Origin of the sequence: Kribbella voronezhensis (assembly GCF_004365175.1) — a bacterium.
In the GTDB taxonomy this organism is placed as follows: Bacteria; Actinomycetota; Actinomycetes; order Propionibacteriales; family Kribbellaceae; genus Kribbella; species Kribbella voronezhensis.
Genome location: NZ_SOCE01000002.1, coordinates 586,784 through 603,806 on the forward strand (window position 1 = coordinate 586,784; position 17,023 = coordinate 603,806).

18 protein-coding genes are annotated in these 17,023 nt (G+C 68.8%); 3 read left to right on the forward strand and 15 right to left on the reverse strand.

What is annotated here, in order from left to right:
- The first annotated feature begins 15 nt into the window (after positions 1 to 15).
- A complete protein-coding gene (locus EV138_RS30075) occupies positions 16 to 807 on the forward strand; it encodes a CPBP family intramembrane glutamic endopeptidase (RefSeq protein ID WP_133983016.1) in 792 nt (263 codons plus the stop codon).
- Here the strand turns inward: EV138_RS30075 and EV138_RS30080 are convergent.
- The 8 genes from EV138_RS30080 to EV138_RS30115 all read right to left on the reverse strand — a co-directional run bounded on the left by EV138_RS30080 (position 796) and on the right by EV138_RS30115 (position 8,766).
- The gene (locus tag EV138_RS30080; protein WP_133983018.1) at positions 796 to 1,524 is read right to left on the reverse strand and encodes a GAF and ANTAR domain-containing protein; all 729 of its coding nucleotides are present in this window, start codon (positions 1,522 to 1,524) and stop codon (positions 796 to 798) included. The two genes, EV138_RS30075 and EV138_RS30080, sit on opposite strands and share 12 nt — an antisense overlap.
- 124 nt (positions 1,525 to 1,648) lie before the next feature.
- Entirely contained in the window at positions 1,649 to 2,515 is an 867-nt protein-coding gene (locus EV138_RS30085; protein WP_133983020.1) for an alpha/beta fold hydrolase, read from the reverse strand.
- A gap of 33 nt (positions 2,516 to 2,548) precedes the next feature.
- Positions 2,549 to 3,511 carry a TIGR03557 family F420-dependent LLM class oxidoreductase gene (locus EV138_RS30090; protein ID WP_133983022.1) on the reverse strand — a complete coding sequence of 321 codons (963 nt, stop codon included), beginning with the start codon at positions 3,509 to 3,511 and terminating at the stop codon, positions 2,549 to 2,551.
- Positions 3,512 to 3,548: 37 nt separating this feature from the next.
- Positions 3,549 to 5,222, reverse strand: a complete 1,674-nt coding sequence (locus EV138_RS30095) for an alpha-amylase family protein (protein ID WP_133983024.1) — start codon at positions 5,220 to 5,222, stop codon at positions 3,549 to 3,551.
- Positions 5,219 to 6,187 (reverse strand): TIGR03885 family FMN-dependent LLM class oxidoreductase, encoded by a 969-nt coding sequence (locus tag EV138_RS30100; RefSeq protein WP_133983026.1) that lies wholly within the window; start codon positions 6,185 to 6,187, stop codon positions 5,219 to 5,221. Before EV138_RS30100 ends, EV138_RS30095 begins: the two co-directional genes overlap by 4 nt.
- Positions 6,188 to 6,224: 37 nt before the next feature.
- A complete protein-coding gene (locus EV138_RS30105) occupies positions 6,225 to 6,623 on the reverse strand; it encodes an MAPEG family protein (protein ID WP_133983028.1) in 399 nt (132 codons plus the stop codon).
- The gene (locus EV138_RS30110) at positions 6,620 to 7,591 is read right to left on the reverse strand and encodes an ATP-grasp domain-containing protein (RefSeq protein WP_133983030.1); all 972 of its coding nucleotides are present in this window, start codon (positions 7,589 to 7,591) and stop codon (positions 6,620 to 6,622) included. Before EV138_RS30110 ends, EV138_RS30105 begins: the two co-directional genes overlap by 4 nt.
- The gene (locus EV138_RS30115) at positions 7,588 to 8,766 is read right to left on the reverse strand and encodes a glutamate-cysteine ligase family protein (RefSeq protein ID WP_133983032.1); all 1,179 of its coding nucleotides are present in this window, start codon (positions 8,764 to 8,766) and stop codon (positions 7,588 to 7,590) included. The genes EV138_RS30110 and EV138_RS30115 overlap by 4 nt, the downstream gene beginning before the upstream one ends.
- A gap of 57 nt (positions 8,767 to 8,823) precedes the next feature.
- Between EV138_RS30115 and EV138_RS30120 the strand changes: the two genes are divergently transcribed.
- Entirely contained in the window at positions 8,824 to 9,303 is a 480-nt protein-coding gene (locus tag EV138_RS30120) for a MarR family winged helix-turn-helix transcriptional regulator (protein WP_133983034.1), read from the forward strand.
- Between the two features lie 129 nt (positions 9,304 to 9,432).
- Here the strand turns inward: EV138_RS30120 and EV138_RS30125 are convergent, their stop codons facing one another.
- Positions 9,433 to 10,197 carry an IclR family transcriptional regulator gene (locus EV138_RS30125; RefSeq protein ID WP_133983036.1) on the reverse strand — a complete coding sequence of 255 codons (765 nt, stop codon included), beginning with the start codon at positions 10,195 to 10,197 and terminating at the stop codon, positions 9,433 to 9,435.
- A 140-nt stretch (positions 10,198 to 10,337) separates the two neighbouring features.
- Here EV138_RS30125 and EV138_RS30130 point away from each other — a divergent pair, with 140 nt between their 5' ends.
- Complete coding sequence (locus EV138_RS30130) at positions 10,338 to 11,588, forward strand: DUF6986 family protein (protein ID WP_133983038.1); 1,251 nt, start codon at positions 10,338 to 10,340, stop codon at positions 11,586 to 11,588.
- A 218-nt stretch (positions 11,589 to 11,806) separates the two neighbouring features.
- Here the strand turns inward: EV138_RS30130 and EV138_RS30135 are convergent, their stop codons facing one another.
- The 6 genes from EV138_RS30135 to xdhC are packed head-to-tail and all read right to left on the reverse strand — an operon-like array spanning position 11,807 to position 17,022.
- A complete protein-coding gene (locus EV138_RS30135) occupies positions 11,807 to 13,147 on the reverse strand; it encodes an 8-oxoguanine deaminase (RefSeq protein ID WP_133983040.1) in 1,341 nt (446 codons plus the stop codon).
- Positions 13,144 to 14,049: a factor-independent urate hydroxylase gene (gene pucL / locus EV138_RS30140; RefSeq protein WP_133983042.1), complete on the reverse strand. Its 906-nt coding sequence runs from the start codon at positions 14,047 to 14,049 to the stop codon at positions 13,144 to 13,146. Before pucL ends, EV138_RS30135 begins: the two co-directional genes overlap by 4 nt.
- A 5-nt stretch (positions 14,050 to 14,054) precedes the next feature.
- The gene (gene uraH, locus EV138_RS30145) at positions 14,055 to 14,381 is read right to left on the reverse strand and encodes a hydroxyisourate hydrolase (RefSeq protein WP_133983044.1); all 327 of its coding nucleotides are present in this window, start codon (positions 14,379 to 14,381) and stop codon (positions 14,055 to 14,057) included.
- On the reverse strand, positions 14,378 to 14,890 hold the full coding sequence (gene uraD / locus EV138_RS30150; protein WP_133983046.1) for a 2-oxo-4-hydroxy-4-carboxy-5-ureidoimidazoline decarboxylase: 513 nt from the start codon (positions 14,888 to 14,890) through the stop codon (positions 14,378 to 14,380). Before uraD ends, uraH begins: the two co-directional genes overlap by 4 nt.
- A gap of 3 nt (positions 14,891 to 14,893) precedes the next feature.
- The gene (gene guaD / locus EV138_RS30155) at positions 14,894 to 16,189 is read right to left on the reverse strand and encodes a guanine deaminase (protein WP_133983048.1); all 1,296 of its coding nucleotides are present in this window, start codon (positions 16,187 to 16,189) and stop codon (positions 14,894 to 14,896) included.
- On the reverse strand, positions 16,186 to 17,022 hold the full coding sequence (xdhC, locus tag EV138_RS30160) for a xanthine dehydrogenase accessory protein XdhC (RefSeq protein WP_133983050.1): 837 nt from the start codon (positions 17,020 to 17,022) through the stop codon (positions 16,186 to 16,188). The genes guaD and xdhC overlap by 4 nt, the downstream gene beginning before the upstream one ends.
- Between the last annotated feature and the right edge of the window lies 1 nt (position 17,023).

Here is a 17,023-nt window from a genome sequence, read left to right on the forward strand (position 1 = left end):
CGCGATAGTTGAGGCGTGACCAGCTCCACTGACAGCGCCGGGCAGGTGGACCGGGCGACAGCTGACAGCGTGCTGGTGAAGGAGGTCTGGCTGGTCCTTGCGCTGTCCCTCGGCGCATCGGCCGTCTCGGCGTTGATTTCCTTCACCGGCGTGCTGACCTCCCATCACCCGATCGGTGACCAGACGGCGGTGATCGTCGGTTCCCGTGCGCCGGGACGGCCGTGGCTCGACCTTGCCTGGCAGGTCTTCGCCATCGTGACCGCGCTGGTCCCCGTCGCGCTGGTCGCGCACCTGCTGGCGCGCGGTGGCGAGTCCCTGCGGACTCTGGGGTTCGACCGACGGGACGCCGTACGGGATCTCGGGCGTGGAGCGGCCGTGGCTGCTTGTGTGGGTGGCGTCGGTCTGGCGTTCTACCTCGCGGCGCATGCGTCAGGGGTGAATCTCGCGGTCGACCCGGCGCAACTGCCCGGCACGTGGTGGCGGGTGCCGGTGCTGATCGCGGTCGCGGCGCAGAACGCGGTACTGGAGGAGGTCATCGTCCTCGGGTACCTGACCCGTCGACTGGAGCAGCTGGGCTGGTCCTTCCGCCGCCGTACGACGGCGAGCGCCGTACTGCGTGGGTCGTACCACCTCTACCAAGGACTCGGTGGCTTCGCCGGGAACGTGGTGATGGGGGTGCTGTTCTGCCACCTCTATCGCCGGTGGGGCCGGGTGATGCCGTTGGTGGCCGCGCACACGCTGATCGACGTGGTCGCGCTGGTCGGCGCGACGTACCTGATCGGCAAGGTCGGCTGGCTACCTGGCTGAGCCGCCGTAGCTGTGCTGAGGCAGTTTGCGGGTGTCGATCAGCTGCTGGGCGACGTCGCGCAGCTTGACGTTGTTGTCCTGCGAGTAGCGGCGCAGGATCGCGAAGGCCCGGTCGCCGTCGACGTCGAAGCGCTCCATCAGGATGCCCATCGCCTGGCCGACGAGTTTGCGGGCGTCGACCGCGGACGTCATGGTCTCGTCGTGCCGCGCGGAGGCGACCGCGACGGCAGCGTGCCGCGCGAGGATGTGCGCGATCGCCTCGTCGTCCTCGCTGAACGCATCCGGAAAAGGGCTGTAGAGGCCCAGTACGCCGACCGTGCGGGTGGTGTCGTTACCGGTCAGCAGGGGAACGTCCAGCACACTGCGGACGCCCAGGCCGGCCACCTTGGCCGCCCATTCGGGCCAGCGGTTGTCGGCGCCGGTGTCCCGGATGAGCACGGTCCGGCGTTCACGCAAGGAGGTGACCAGCGGACCGATCGAGGAGTTGAGCTGCAGGTCGTACACATCGGCCACCACCGGATCGGTCACCGCGGCGACCTGCGGCTTGGAGCCTCTCGTATTGAGTGCGACACCGGCAAAGCTGCAGTTCAGGGCCTGGAGAGCGAACTGGACGACGGCATCGATGGTCTCCTCGACGCCGTCGGCGTCGTGGAGCTCCAGGGACAGCCGGGCGAAGGTCTCCGCCATGTCGGCGGCGGCAGGGTCGAGCGGGGGCATAGAACGCTCCAGGCAGGCATCAGCACCAGGAGCACCCTCATCTCCGGAGTGATCCGGCTACAACGTAGTGCACCGCCCGGACATTGTCGTCGGCAGGGCGCGACACGCCCATCCGGCGAGACGCTCAGAGGAAGCCGCGAAGGGTGTCGACCAGCGCGCCGGGAGCCTGTTCGGCGACATGGTGGGTGGAGTCGATGCCGTGTCCGATGACCTGCGGGCACCATGGCCGCCAGATCGCCAGCGGGTCGCCGTACAGCTGTTCGAGGTCGTCCTTGGTCGACCAGAGCATCAGCATCGGGCAGTCGATCTGCCGGCCGGCGGCGCGGTCCTCCTCTTCCGTGCGCCGGTCGATGCCGAGGCCGGCCCGGTAGTCCTCGACCATCCCGTGCACGGTGGCCGGGTCGCGGATGGCGGCCAGGAAGTCGGCGTGGTTCTCCGGGCCGAGCTGATCGGGGGAGTTGACCGTCCAGGCGTTGTACCAGGTCTCCGGATCGGCGCAGATCACCCGCTCGGCCGGTTTGGCGGTCTGGGCGAAGAAGAACCAGTGCCACCACTCGGTGGCGAACCGGGCACTGCACCGCTCCAGGTGCTCGACGACCGGCAGCCCGTCCATCACCACCAGCTTGCTGACCCGGTCAGGATGGTCCATCGCGCTCCGGAAGGCGACCAGCGCGCCTCGGTCGTGGCCGACCACGGAGTACGTCTCGTGGCCGAGAGCGGTCATCAGCCCGGCGACATCCGCCGCCATGGCTGCCTTCGAGTACTGCGTGTGCTCGTCGTCCGCCGCAGGCTTGCCCGACTGGCCGTAGCCGCGCAGATCCGGGCAGACCACGGTGTAGTCGCGGGCGAGTTCCGGCGCCACCTGGTACCACGTGGTGTGCGTCCGTGGATGCCCGTGCAGCAACACCACGGCCGGACCCGAACCGCCGTACCGGACTCGCAGGGTGACGTCGCCGACCTGGATCCGGTCCAGGGTGAATCCTTCGAACATGCTTCTCCTGGGGGTTCAGCGGCTCCTGCGGGTTCAGCGTCGGCGGAGCTCGGGGAGCACCTCGTCGCGGTACAGCTTCATCATGTCGACCGAGTGCGGGCCCATGTTCGCCACGTAGATCTCGTCGAAGCCGGCCTCGAGGTACGGCTGGAACGCCTTCAGATGATCGGCCGCGTTCGCGCCGGCCGTCACGGACTTCGCGGTCTGCTCCTTGGTGACGAGCTGGCTCGCCTGCTCGAAGTGCCGCGGCGACGGGAGCACCTGCGACAGCTCACCAGGCAGGCCCGAGTTCGCCCAGATCCGGTGCGCCTGCTCGATCCCTTCCTCCTCGGTCGGTGCGTAGCTGACCTTGAAGCCGACCTGGGTGGGCTTGTCACCGCCGCCGTTCTCGCGGAACCGCTTCAGCAGGTCGGAGTCCGGCGTGGTGGTGATGTAGCCGTCCGCGATCCGGGCCGCCACATCGGTTGCCTCCGGCCCGAATCCGGACATGTAGATCGGCACCGGCGCGTCCGGCCGGGTGTAGATCCGGGCGTTGTCGACGGTGTAGTGCTTACCGTGGTGACTGACGAAACCGTCCTCGGTCCACAGCCGGCGGATGATCTCGACGGCCTCCTCGAGCATCTCCAGGCGGACGTCGACCGTCGGCCAGGCGTCGCCGAAGATGTGCTCGTTCAGGGCCTCGCCGCTGCCGATCCCGAGCGCGAAGCGGCCGTTCAGCAGTACTGCGCTGGTCGCGGCGGCCTGCGCGATCACGGCCGGGTGGATCCGCACGGTCGGGCAGGTGACCGCGGTGGTGACGGGCAGCTCGCAGACCTGCGAGATCGCCCCGATCGTCGACCACACGAACGCGCTCTGGCCCTGCTCGTCGTTCCACGGGTGGTAGTGGTCGCTGATCCACAGCCCGTCGAAGCCGGCCTCCTCCGCGAGGCGCGCCTGTTCGATCAACTCGGCGGGCGTGTATTCCTCACTGGACAGGAAGTATCCGATCTTGGTCATGGGCTGCCGGTGCCCGCCGGTCCGGCTCACAAACGCCTCAGACCAGATAGCGATCGCCGGGGTGCAGGACACGAAGCCAGCAGCAGCCGTAGGCGTCGACCGGGTGCCGAAGAGTGCCGTCGGTGCCCACCTCGGTGACAGTGCCGCTGAGCAGGTCCGCCACCCGCAGGCCGGCCGCTGCCCCTTCGACGGCGAGCTTCACCTCGGTCGGCTCGGCGGCGAAGTTGTGCAGCGCGACGACCGTGCCCTCCTCGTAGTCGGACCGGTGGGCGAAGACCGAAGGGACACCCGGGTCGAGAATGGTGCAGTGGCCCCAGGACAGCTCCGGGCTCTCCCGGTAGCGCTGGATCAGCAACTTGATCCAGTTGAGCAGCGAATCGGGGTCGCGGCGCTGGTCCGCGACGTTCACCGACTCCGCCGACAGGTCGCCCTCGACCATCGGCCGGAACAGGTCGTCGGGATCGGCCTCCGAGAAGCCGCCGTTCAGGCCCTTCGTCCACTGCATCGGCGTCCGGACGGCGTTGCGTCCCTCGATCTCGAGGTTCTCGCCCATGCCGATCTCTTCGCCGTAGAACAGCACCGGGGTCCCGGGCATGCTGAAGAGCAGGCTGTAGACCATCTTGAGCCGGGCCTGGTCGTTGCCGAGCATCGTCGGCAACCGGCGGCGCAGACCCCGGCCGTACAACTGCATGGTCTTCTCCGGCCCGAAGGCGTCGAAGACCTCCTGCTTCTCGTCGTCGGTCAGCTTGTCCAGCGTGAGTTCGTCGTGGTTGCGGACGAAGGTTCCCCACTGCGCCTCTTCCGGCGGCTCGGGCCGTTCGCGCAGCGCCTTCACCAGTTCGGCCGGTTCGGACCGGGCCAGCGACAGATAGAGCTTCTGCATGCCGATGAAGTCGAAGCACATCGTCAGCTCGTCGCCGTCCTCGTCGCCGAAGAACCTGCGGGTGTCCTTGTACGGCAGGTTGACCTCACCGAGGAGCATGGCCTGGCCGTCGCGCCGGCCGAGGAAGGCCCGCAGGTCGCGCAGGTAGTCGTGCGGCCTCGGCAACCGGCCGGCGTCCTGCGCGCCCTTGGTGTCCAGCAGGAACGGCACCGCGTCGACCCGGAACCCCGACAACCCGAGCTGCATCCAGAACCCGATGATCTTGAGGATCTCGTCCCGGACCGCCGGGTTGGCGATGTCGAGATCAGGCTGCTGCTTGTAGAACTGGTGCAGGTAGTACTGGCCGGCCTGTTCGTCGTACTGCCACAGGCTGGTCTCCTTGTCCGGGAACACGATGCCCTTGTCCGCGTCCGCCGGCGGCTCGTCGCGCCACACGTACCAGTCCCGGTACGGCGACTGCCGCGATGCCCGCGCGCTCTGGAACCACGGGTGCTGGTCCGAGGTGTGATTGACGACGAGGTCGGCGATCACCCGGATGCCTCGATCCGTGGCCAGCGTGATCAGTTCGACCAGGTCCCCGTGCGTGCCCAGCCGCGAGTCGACCCCGTAGAAGTCGGTGATGTCGTAGCCGTCGTCGCGGTCGGGCGTCGGGTAGAACGGCATCAGCCACAGACAGGTGACCCCGAGCTCGGCCAGATAGTCGATCCGCTGCGACAGGCCGCGGATGTCGCCGCGGCCGTCGCCGTCGGTGTCGAAGAACGTCTCGATGTCCAGGCAGTAGACGACAGCGTTCTTCCACCAGATGTCAGCAGTCTCGGTCAGCCTCACAGTGCGCTCACTTCCAGTTGGGGGAGAACCTTCTCGCCGAACACGTCGATGAACTCCGACTGCTCGCGCCCGACGTGGTGCAGAAAGATCGCGTCGAAGCCCAGGCCGGCGTACGCGTTCAGCCACTCGGCGTGCTGGGCCGGCTCGGACGACACCCGCACCGCCTGCCGCATCGCCTCCGGCGGCACGTGCTCCGCCGCCTGGTCGAACGCGTCGGCTGAGTCGACGTCCCAGCACAGCGGCGGCGCGAAGACGTTGGTCCGCCATTGATCATGAGCGATCCGGAGCGCGCGATCCTCGTCGGCGGCGTAGCTCAGATGGACCTGCAGGCAAACCTTGCCGCGTCCGCCGTTCTCCTTGTACGTCGAGATCATCCGGCGCAGGTGGTCTTCTTCGGCGGCGACGGTGATCAGCCCGTCGGCCCAGCCGGCGCACCACTTCGCCGTACTGGTGGAGACCGCGGCGGCGAGTAGTGGGGGCGGCTCGGTCGGCAGGGTCCACAACCGGGCGCGGTCGACAGTCACCAGTCCTTCATGGCTCACTTCGTCGCCCTGCAAGAGCTTCCGGATCACCTGAACCGATTCTTCGAGGCGCTGGTTGCGCAGCTCCTTGCGAGGCCACGGGTCGCCGGTGATGTGCTCGTTGCTGGCTTCGCCGGTCCCCAGGGCGGCCCAGAAGCGGCCGGGGTACATCGAAGCCAGTGTGCCGATCGCCTGCGCGATGATCGCCGGGTGGTACCGCTGACCTGGTGCGTTCACCACGCCGAATGGCAGCCCGGTCGCCTGCAGCGCCGCGCCGAGCCAGGACCAGGCGAAGCCGGACTCTCCCTGGCGCACACTCCACGGGCTGAAGTGGTCCGAGCACATCGCTGCGGTGAAGCCCGCTTGCTCGGCGCGCACCACCGCTTGCAGCAGGTCGGCGGGCGGGACCTGTTCATGGGAAGCGTGAAAGCCGTAGGCGGTCATGCCTCCCCGTGCCCCGACCCCGCCCGTCGTACACGCGTCACATCACGGCGATGGCTGTGACACCGAGAGTGATACCGACCAGGTAGGTGCCCATCGCGCCGACGTCGCGCAGCGGACCGTGCGTGGCAAGGGTCTTCGAGGTGAGCATTCCGGCGGCGTGCACAGTCCTCACCACCAACGCGGCGACGGCCAGCGCGTCGACCCACCAACTGTCCGACAACGCCGAGCAGACCAGCACCAGGACGATCATGGTCGGGATGTACTCGGCGGCGTTGCCGTGTGCCCGGATCGCGATCAGCAGGCGGTCGGTGGGATCGGTCGGCTGCTGGTTCCCGCCTTTCGAGCCGGCGATCGCGCGGTGTCGTGTGACGTTGGCGCCGAGCAGGAACAGCAGGATGCCCATCAGGGCGATCGAGACGATGGTGACGGTACTCATGTCAGTACTCCTAGGGTCGATTCGGTCAGCTTCCGCACCATCGCTCGGCTGAGTTGGGTGCCTAGCAGGGCGTCGGTCTTGTGCATGCCGCCGGGACAGGTCACGTTGACCTCGATCAGGCGACCTCCGATCACATCGAGGCCGGCGATCGCGAGACCGTGTCGGCGCAGGTGCGGCCGGAGTGCTGCGACGATCGCGCGGTCGGCGTCGTCGATCCCGGCGACCGCGACCGGCGGTCCGATCCGGAAGTCGTCGGTTGACGGGCGGCGCAGGACCGCTCCGACGATGTCGCCGTCGAGCAGGAACAGCCTTTTGTTGCCGTGCTCGACAGCGGGGAGGTACTGCTGGGCGATCACCTGGCGACGGCCGCCGTGGGTGGCCGACTCCAGCAACGCGGTGGCCGCGTGGTCGTCGCCGATCAGCCAGACGTCGAGCCCCGCGAAACCGTCGACCGGCTTGACCACCGCAGTACCGACGCCGGCGACGAAGTCGCGGAGACCGGGCAATCCGGCGCCTACGTACGTCGGTGGGCAGAGCTCCGGGAACCGCAGGGCGATGAGCTTCTCGTGCATCGCCCGGACGCCCTCGGGCCGGTTGACCACGCGGGTGCCCGCTGCCTCGACCAGGTCCAGCAGGTATGTCGTGTGCAGGTACCGCTGGTCGACCGGCGGGTCGATGCGCAGGTGCACCAGGTCGAAGCCGGCCGCGTCGACGACAGTCCGGTCGAGTTCGTCCCACCAGATCGGATCCACCGTCCAGCGATGGCCTGAGCCCGCGGGGTGTCGCGGGCGCAGGCGGATCCGCCGGGCCTGGACGAGAACGTTGCCGTTAGCAACTGCTAGGTCGCTGGGTTCGCAGCACCAGACATCGAGGCCCAAGTCCTGGGTGGCGCTCATCAGCCCGATGCTGGCGTCGACGTCTGCTTGCAGGCCGCCGAGCGGGTCGGTGACGAACAGCACGCCGTTCATGCGACTAGCTCCAGGTTCGGGAGCTGCGCTAGTTCGCGGCCGCGACTGGTGATGCCTGGGTCACCAGCGGCTGCCGCGCGCCAATGGTCGGCCAGGTGTGGGAGTTCGGGCTCGAGCGCGCGGAGCGTACGGCGGCGCAGGTCGTCGTCGTACATGAGGTTTTCCAGAGCCGCGATCGCCTGGGCGACCGCGGCCGGCTCCTGGGCGTCTAGGAAGCGGACTTCCAGGTAGGTGGCGCGCGGGCGGACGGGTGGGAAGAGTGTGCTCAGGTGCTCGGCTGGCCCATCGGTGAAGGGGGTGGCTGCTTCGGCGAAGGAGATGTACGCCGGGATCGGGCAGGCGCCGGGCTCTTTGGCCAGTAGGCGGTTGTCGAACCCGGTGCGGTCAGGATCGACGCTGAGCCAGGTGGTGAGTCTGCCGTCGGGTCCGGTGCTTCTCGCGAAGGCGGCGGCCAGGAACGGGGCGGCGAGATTGAGGACCCGCCATTGCTCGGCGCCTGCCTCGCCGGGCCACCAATCGAGGCAGACCTGGGTGGAGGCGGTTCGGCGCATCATCCGGCGTCCGGCCGGGCCGATCGTGTCGAAGTGGCGCTGCATCGCGGCGTACCGCGGCGTCGTCAGTTGCAGGGGGACTGTTGGGCGCGGATCGCAGGGGATGGCGTCGATGCGGATACCGGCCGGATCCAAATGCTGCCGGAGGTCGTCGGTGAGAACCGTGAGCAGGCGAGTGATCGCCGCCGATCCGGACACACACGGCAGGCTCAACTCGATCTGACCCCCGGGCTCGAAACTCAAGCACGCCGCAGCACCGGTGGAAGGGCGGACCGCCTGGGTCGGCGGGGTGGTGGGTGCGCCGGTTGACCGGCCGGCCGACTGGGTCGACAGGGTGGTGGGTACGCCGGGTGAAGGGCGGTCCGACTGGGTGATGGGTCCGCCGGTTGAACGGTCGACCGCCTGGGTCGGCGGGGTGGTGGGGGTGCCGGGTGAAGGGCGGACCGCCTGGGTCGGCGGGGTGGTGGGTGCGCCGGTTGACCGGCGTACGAGGTCGATGGGGACGGGGGCGCCGGTGGTGGTGTCGGCGACGATGAACTCCTGCTCTACCGCTACCCGGGTGGTTCGGCGGCGGCCTCGGGTGAAGAGGTCGGCGACCAGCCGGGGTTGCTCCTTGGTGTCCATCGTTCCCCCTGATACCGTAAGGTTTCCTGTCGAAATAATGGAAGGAATCCTTACAACATGTCAAGGGGTGAGTTTCCCAGGCTGGGCCGTAAGCCGCTGATCGCGCTGATGGACCGGGCCAACCGTGCGCTGCAGGCCGACATGGTGCAGGCCGCGCACCGGCGCGGTCACCCGGAGCTGAAGGCCGCCCACAACTCCGTCTTCTCAACGCTGTCCGAGGACGGGTCGCGGGCCGCGGACATGGCGGTCCGGGCCGGGGTGACCCGCCAGTCGATGGGGGAGGTGATCCGCGAGATGGTCGACCTCGGCATTCTCGAGATGCGCCCGGACCCCGAGGACCGGCGGGCCAAGCTGGTCACCTACACCGAACACGGCCGCTGGATCGCAGGTCACGGGCGCGAACACCTGATCGAGCTCGAGCAACGGTTCGCCGACGAGTTCGGCCCGGCGGAGTACGACACCGCCCGCGAGATCGTCGGCCGAATCGCAGAACTCCTCGACCGCTGGGCGGAAGAAGAAACCGAACAAACCGCCTGACCGTCAACGGAGGACACCTGGTCGGGTCAGCGAAGACGGCGCCTCAAGTCGGTGCGGTCTGGTTACCCGCTGCTGAGGTCAGCGAGGTGGCGGCTCGGGTTGGTGAGTGACCGGCTTGTTGTCAGTGGGTCAGCGGAGGTCTTCGGAGAGGGACTTCGCGGCCTCGGTGAGAAGGGGGACCGCGCGGCCGACCAGGGCTTCCGTCATCCGGCCGGCCGGGCCCGAGATCGAGATGGCCAGGCGTGACGGCACGTCGGGCACCGGTACGGCGACGCAGCGGACGCCGAGTTCCTGCTCGCCCTCGTCCGTGGCGTAGCCCTGCTCCTGGGTGCCGTGCACCTGGGCCATGAACGCGTCCGGATCGGTGATCGTGTTCTCGGTGTGCTTCGGCATGCCCGTGCGCTGGAGGAGTTCGCGGACGTCGGCCTCGGGTAGCTGCGAGAAGATCGCCTTGCCGACCGCCGTGCAGTGCGGGAGGACCCGGCGGCCGACCTCGGTGAACATCCGCATCGAGTGCCGCGACGGGACCTGCGCGAGGTACACGATCTGGTCGCCGTCGAGCATCGCCATGTTCGCCGACTCGCCGAGCTCGTCGACCAGATGCGCCAGATGCGGGCGGGCCCAGACGCTCAGCATCCGCGAGGAACTCTCGCCGAGGCGGACCAGCTTCGGCCCGAGAACGTACTGCCGAGAAGGCTCCTGCCGCAGGTAGCCGAGGTCGACGAGCGTGCGGACCAGCCGGTGGATCGTCGGCAGCGGCAGCCCGGAGGCCGTGGCCAACTGGGACAGCCCCAGCATCCCGCCGGCGTCGGCCATCACCTCGAGCAGCCCGAACGCGCGCTCGATGGACTGCACGCTGCCGGAGCGGCTCTTGCTGCCGGTCTCTTCCGTCACTGTGGTCCCACCCGTCCTCGATGCTTCCGGATCACGGAAGTTTACCCTCAGATGGCGGAAGCGCGAGCGCTTGCGACTTCCGTAATACAGATACTAGTATCCGCATTACGAAATCCCCGAGGATTTGAGGTGCGGCCCACGTGGAAGATGCACTCCTTGCCGAACTGGATCGGCGGCTTGCCGAGGCCGACGCCGAGCTGGCCGCGCTGTACCCCGGCGACCGCGGTGTCCGGCAACCCGTCCATACCGTCTATGTACCGGCCGACAAGTTCCACGCCGGCACGGTCAGCGAGTGGGCGGCTGAGGCCCGTGCCGCGCTGGCTCGGCACGGCGGTTCGCCGGCGGAGCTGGCCGAGGCGCTGGAGTTGCCACCGGAGCTGGCCGGCGAGGTCTATGAGCGGGTGCGCGCGAAGCTGGAGCGCGAGCCGATCGAGGATCTGCGGATCGACTTCGAGGACGGCTACGGGACCAGGCCGGACGACCAGGAGGACGCGGCGGCTGTCGACGCGGCGCGAGCGCTCGCGGAGCTGGTGAAGACTGCCGAGGCTCCGCCGTACTACGGGCTTCGGATCAAGTCGCTGGAGGCACCGAGTCGCCGGCGGGGCGTTCGGTCGCTCGACTTGTTCGTCGGTGAACTCGCCGGTGCCGGTGGGCTGACGGACGGGTTCGTCATCACGCTCGCCAAGGTCACGTCGGTGGAGCAGATCGAGGCGATGGTGATCGTGCTCGGCTCGATCGAGGAAGCTCATGGGGTGCCGGCGGGTTCGCTCAAGTTCGAGATCCAGGTGGAGACGCCGCAGGCGATACTCGGCGCGGACGGGACGACGCCGCTGGGCCGGATGATCCAGGCGGGCGCAGGTCGGGTCACCGGGCTGCACTACGGCACGTATGACTACTCGGCCTCGCTCGGCGTCGCGGCGGCGTACCAGAGCATGGAGCATCCGGTCGCCGATCACGCCAAGGACGTGATGCAACTGGCCGCGGCAGGCACGGGCGTCTTCGTCTGCGACGGCTCGACCAACGTTCTCCCGGTCGGCGATCGCTCAGCGGTGCACGCTGCCTGGCGGCTTCACCTGCGGTTGGTACGACGCTCGCTCGCGCGCGGCATCTACCAGGGCTGGGACATGCACCCGGCCCAGCTCCCGAGCCGCTACGTCGCCACCTACCTGTTCTACCGCGAGGGCCTCACCTCGGCCGCCGCGAGACTGCGCGCGTACGTCGACGGCGGCGACTCCGGCTACCTGGACGAACCCGCCACCGCAGCTGCCCTGGCCGGCTACGTCCTCCGCGCCCTCGACTGCGGCGCCCTCGACCCCGCCGAACTCGACGACCTGATCGGCATAGACACCCCCACCTTGGCCAAACTCGCCCGCCGCCCCCACCGCTCCTAACCGACCCCGCGCCGCCCCTCCGTCACCCCGCCCCATCCCTCCGCCACCCCCATCCCTGCGCCACCCGCCCCATCCCCCCGCACGCACCCGCCCTGCATCCGAGCCGTCCGTCGGTGGACCCCGCTTCGAGGCAGGGCAGGTGTGCGAGGGGGCGCCGGGCGTGGGAGCAGCCGCCTTGTCCGGGTGGGGGCAGGGCGGCTGCAGGTGGAAGTGGTGGGTCAGGTGGTTGCGAGGAGGCGGTGCTGGGTGTGGGTCACCTGGCGGGCGAGGGTGGGTTCGTCGATGGTGATGACTGTGTCGTGTTCGACGACCGGGCGGCCGTTGACCAGGAGGAGCTCCAGTGGGGGTGGAGTGCCCAGGATCAGGGCGGCTATCGGGTCGGGGATGCCGGCGTGGGGGAGGGTGTCGAGGCGCCAGACGGCGAGGTCGGCGAGTTTGCCCACCTCCAGCGAGCCGATCTCGTGCTCGCGACCGAGGATGCGGGCGCCGTCGAGGGTCGCCATCTCCAGAACGTCCCGTACGCCGAGCGCCTGCGGGCCGCCTCGGGCGCGGGCGAAGAGCAGCGCGTGCCGCAGTTCCTCCAGCAGACTGCCGGCTTCGTTGCTCGCGGCACCGTCCACACCGAGCCCGACCGGACACCCAGCGGCTCGAAGATCGGCGACCCGGGCGATCCCGGCGCCCAGGCGGGCGTTGGAGCTCGGGCAATGCGCGACACCGGTCGTCGTCTGCCCCAGCCGCTTGATCTCGGCGTCGTCGAAGTGGATGCCGTGCGCGAACCACACGTCCGGCCCGGTCCAGCCGAGCTGCGCGGCGTACTCCGACGGCGTACAGCCGAACTTGTCGTCACACCAATCGGCCTCGTCGGTGGTCTCGGCCAGATGCGTGTGCAGCCGGACTCCCTTGCGCCGGGCGAGCTCCGCGGCTTCCCACATCAGCTCGCCGGTGACGCTGAACGGCGAACAGGGTGCGACCACGATCTGCAGCATCGACTCCGGCGAGGGATCGTGCCACCGATCGATCGCGGCCTCGGTGGCGAGCAGGATCTCGTCGCGATCCTGCACCACCGAGTCAGGCGGCAGGCCACCGTCCTTCTCGCTCAGATCCATCGATCCCCGCGCCGGATGGAACCGGAGCCCCACCTCTCGTGCCGCAAGGATCTCGGCCTCCAGCAGGTCGCCACCGGGGAACACGTAGTGATGGTCCGAGGCGGTCGTGCAGCCGGTGCGCGCGAGTTGCGCGAGCGCGCCCTGCGCGGCGACGTGGACGGATTCCTCGTCGATCCGAGCCCAGACGGGATACAGCGTGGTCAGCCAGCCGAACAGCGTGGCATCGGTGGCGAGCCCGCGAGTCACCCATTGGTAGAGATGCTGATGTGTGTTGACGAAGCCGGGAGTGACGAGGCAACCGCCTCCGTCGATCACCCGCGCCCCTTCGTACGCCGGTGCGGGTCCGGGGCCGACGGCAACGATTCGGTTGCCGTCGACAACGACATGCCCGGTGGTCAGCTCGCGCCGTTCACGGTCGAGCGTGACCACCGCCGCACCGTCGATGACGATCAACAGAAACCCGGTACCGCGTGCCAGGCCGACCCGGCGTCGCTGGCGTCGTCGCGGACGACGGTGGCCTCGATCAACCCGTACGGGCGATCCGCCGCGATGAACACCTCGCCCGGGTTCTCCACGTCGAACGGCGACAGGTCGACCAGAAAGTGGTGCTTGTTCGGCGCCGAGAACTTGATCTCCGCGACCTCGGGATGCCGTTCGAGGACCGCCTCGCCCATCCCGTACAGGGTCTGCTGGAGCGCGAGGCTGTGGATCTTGGCGAACTGTTCGAGCAGCAGGCCCTTGATCTCGTCGTACGACTTGTCCCAGTCGACCTCGGTGTGGTCGTAGCGCCAGCGCGCGACCAGCGACGTCGCGAGGATGCGGTCGTTGGTCTCCGGCAGCGTCGTGTACTTGTCCTTGAGGAAGCCGTGGAACTCCGAGCCGGTCGACTTCAGCACGGTGAGATCGCGGATGCCGGACACGACGTACGCCGTACGCTCGTCGCCGCGGCCCTCGACGTTGACCACCGTCGTGCGGATGCCGGCGCCGCTGCGGACGAACGAGTGGTCGTGGCCGGCGCCGTCGACGGAGATCCGCTCCCACGGGTACTCCTCGACCTCGATCCGCGCGCCGTCGGCGGCGGGGGAGGCCTGCAGGAAGTGGTCTCCGAGGGTGAGTGCGAACTCCTCGATCGCGCCGACGCCCTTCTCCTTGGCGAAGGCGAACGCGGTGTTCTTCTGGGTGTCGGTCGGCAGCACGTCGGACTGGTCCCCGGTCGTGTGCGCGTTCTCGAACCGGCCGCGCAGCGCGGAGGAGACGTTCAGGTCGCGGATCTGGTGGCGCGGGGTGTCTCGGTAGATGCGGACGACGCGGCTCTCGGCCTTGCCGTACTGGTTGGCTCCCAGGTGGATCGCCATCGCGATCAGCTCCCTCGATAGGTGGAATAGGCGAACGGGCTGAGCAGCAAGGGGACGTGGTAGTGCCGCTCGTCGGTGATCGTGAACGTGACCGTCACCTCAGGAAAGAAGAACTCTTGACCGCTGGCTCGGGCATAGGCGGCGACATCGAATCGCAGTTGATAGACCCCCGGCTCCACCTGCCCCGACCCGAAATCGCTGACGCGCCCGTCGGCATCCGTCGTACTCTTTCCAATCACCGAAGAGTCCGTCGTTCTCTGTAACTGGACGGGGACTCCTTCGGCCGGACGGCCTTGGGCTGTGTCCAGGACGTGGGTGGTTACGGTGCTCATGCGGGGATCTCCTTGCTGAGGGCAATGAGTTTCTCCAGCCGCAGGGCGGCGATCTTGCGGAGTTCGTCTCGTACGACGTGGGCCTCGGTGGGCTCGTCGTTCGTCAGGCGGTGGCGGAGGTTGGTGAGCATCTGTTCGGCCGACAGGCCGGTGGCGCAGATCAGGAAGACCCGCCCGAAGCGCTGTTCGTACTCGCGGTTCCCGGCCGCGAGGGCCGCCCGGATCCCCGGATCGTCGCCCACGCCCGACTGCTCCTTGCGCGACCAGGCAGCCTCGGTGCTCTCGCCGTCCGCGCGATCGCCGATCCGCGGGTGAGCCGCGAGGGCCTGAGCGACCTCGCCGTCGTCAAGGTCTCGCGCGGCCCGATCGGCGACCTCGGTGACCGCCGCGAGGTCGTCGTACGGGCGTCCGGCGAGGATGCGGTCGACCCAGCGCGGTACGTCGCAGCAGGCCGCCAGCAGCGGTCGCAGCCGGTCGGGCGGCGATGAGTTGAATTCCTGCAGGTCCACCGATCACACCTTTCCGGAGGAGTCGTCCAGCAGTTGGCCGTCGATCCAGACGGCCCGGATGTCGGCCGGCGTCCCGAGGGTGAAGACGCGCGCCAGGGTGTCCTCGGCGTCGGCGGCATGCTCGATCCCCACCGCTAGCGGCGATCCCTCGACCGGCCGCAGCAACTGCGCGTCGAACCGCTTGCCGACGCTCAGGTCTCCGACGTCGCTCAGACCGAGCGCCTCGGCGCCCGCGGACGTCGCGAGGTGCAGCAGGTGGGCGGAACTGAGCGCGTGACCGTGATCGCCGAGCAGTTGCTGGCAGAAGTACGCCTGCAAGCCCTCCTTCAGCAACGAGAATCCGGTGCCGGCGCCCACGTCCGAGCCGAGTGCGACGCGTACGCCGTGGTCGAGGTGCCGCCCGAGCGGGAACAGTCCGCTACCCAGCACCGCATTGCTCGTCGGGCAATGCGCGACCGTCGCCCCGCTCTGACCGAGCAGCTTGAGTTCGACATCGGTCGGGTGCACGTTGTGCGCGAACACGCTGCGGTGGTCGACCAGTCCGTGCCGCTCGTAGGTGCTCACGTAGTCGCTGCCGGCGAACAGTTCGGCGACCGTGGCGATCTCGGCCTCGTTCTCGTTGAGGTGCGAGGTGAAGAGTGCCCCCGGAATCTCTTCCAGCACGGTCTGGCACGAAGCGAGCAACTCGTCCGTGCAGGACAAGGAGAACCGCGGCGTCACGGCGTACCGGTTGCGTCCTACGCCGTGCCAGCGGGAGGCGAGCGCGAGCGATTCGTCGTACGCGCGTTGCGGTGTGGTGAGCAGGTCGTCGCGGATGATCCGGTCGCTGACGACCAGTCCGCTGGTGATCCGCAGACCCACCCGGGACGCCGCGGCGAAGAGCGTGTCGACCGCTGAGGCGTAGTGAGCTCCGAAGACCAGCGCGCTCGTCGTACCGGCTGCTGCCAGGCCGCGGACGAACTCGTCGGCAACGCTGGAGGCGTACGCCGCGTCGGCCATCCGCGCCTCCTCGGGCAGCGCGTACTTGTCGAGCCATTCCAGCAGCGGCATGCCCATACCGCCGACCGCCCGGATCTGCGGGAAGTGCACGTGGGTGTCGACGAACCCGGGCAGCACCAGGCCGTCGCTCAGGTCGACGATGTGCTCGGCCGGGTGGGCGGCCCGGATCTCCGCGAAGGGGCCCCGGGCAACGATCACGCCGTCCTGGACCACCAGTGCGGCATCGGTGGCGACCCGCAGGCTGCCGCCGGTGAAGGGATTGTCCGGGGTGTCGAGGAACGTGCCTCTGAACAGGGTCATGCTGTTGCCTCACTGGGAGCCGGCGCGGTGTTGCGCTCGGCAACGAACAGGTGGAGGAGCCAGGCGGCCACGCTGACCGCGATGACGGCCGGCTCCTTGCCGGGCAGGTCGGGCAGCCCGATCGGGGTGACGATGGTGTCGATCGCCTCGGCCGAGTGCCCGTCCTCGGCGAGCTTGCGGCGGAACCGGGACCACTTCGCGCTGGACCCGATCAACCCGATCGTGGCCAGCTGCCCGTTGCGCAGAGTGGCGTCGCACAGAGCGGCGTCCTCTGCGTGGTCGTGGGTCATCACCAAGGCGTGCGTGCCCGGCGGGAGCTCGGCGATCACCAGTTCCGGGAGCACCGGTACGTGGTGCACGTGGATCCCTGCCACCGCGTCGTCGAGCACGGACAGCCGCTCGGGCGTCAGCTGGTCCGGTCGCGAGTCGACCAGGTGCAGTTCGACATCGTGCCGGGCGAGGATCCGCGCGAGCTCCAGACCGACATGTCCGACACCGAAGATCGCGACCGACGGAACAACCGGAAGAGGTTCGAGCAACAACTTCACCTCGCCACCACAACACTGCACCCCGTGCTGGTACGGCGCTTTGTCGGACAGCGCGAAGTCGAGCACCTCCGGTTCGGTGGCTCCGGCAGCGAGCAAGGACCGCGAACGCTCGATCGCGACCGACTCCAGGTTGCCACCGCCGACGGTGGCCCAGACCTCGTCCGCGGCCACCACCATCTTGGCTCCCGCCTCGCGAGGCGCATGACCACGAACCGACAGCACCGTCACCAGTACGCCGGGACGCCGCTGCTCGCGGAGCCGCTGGACCGCCTTCATCCACTCCATC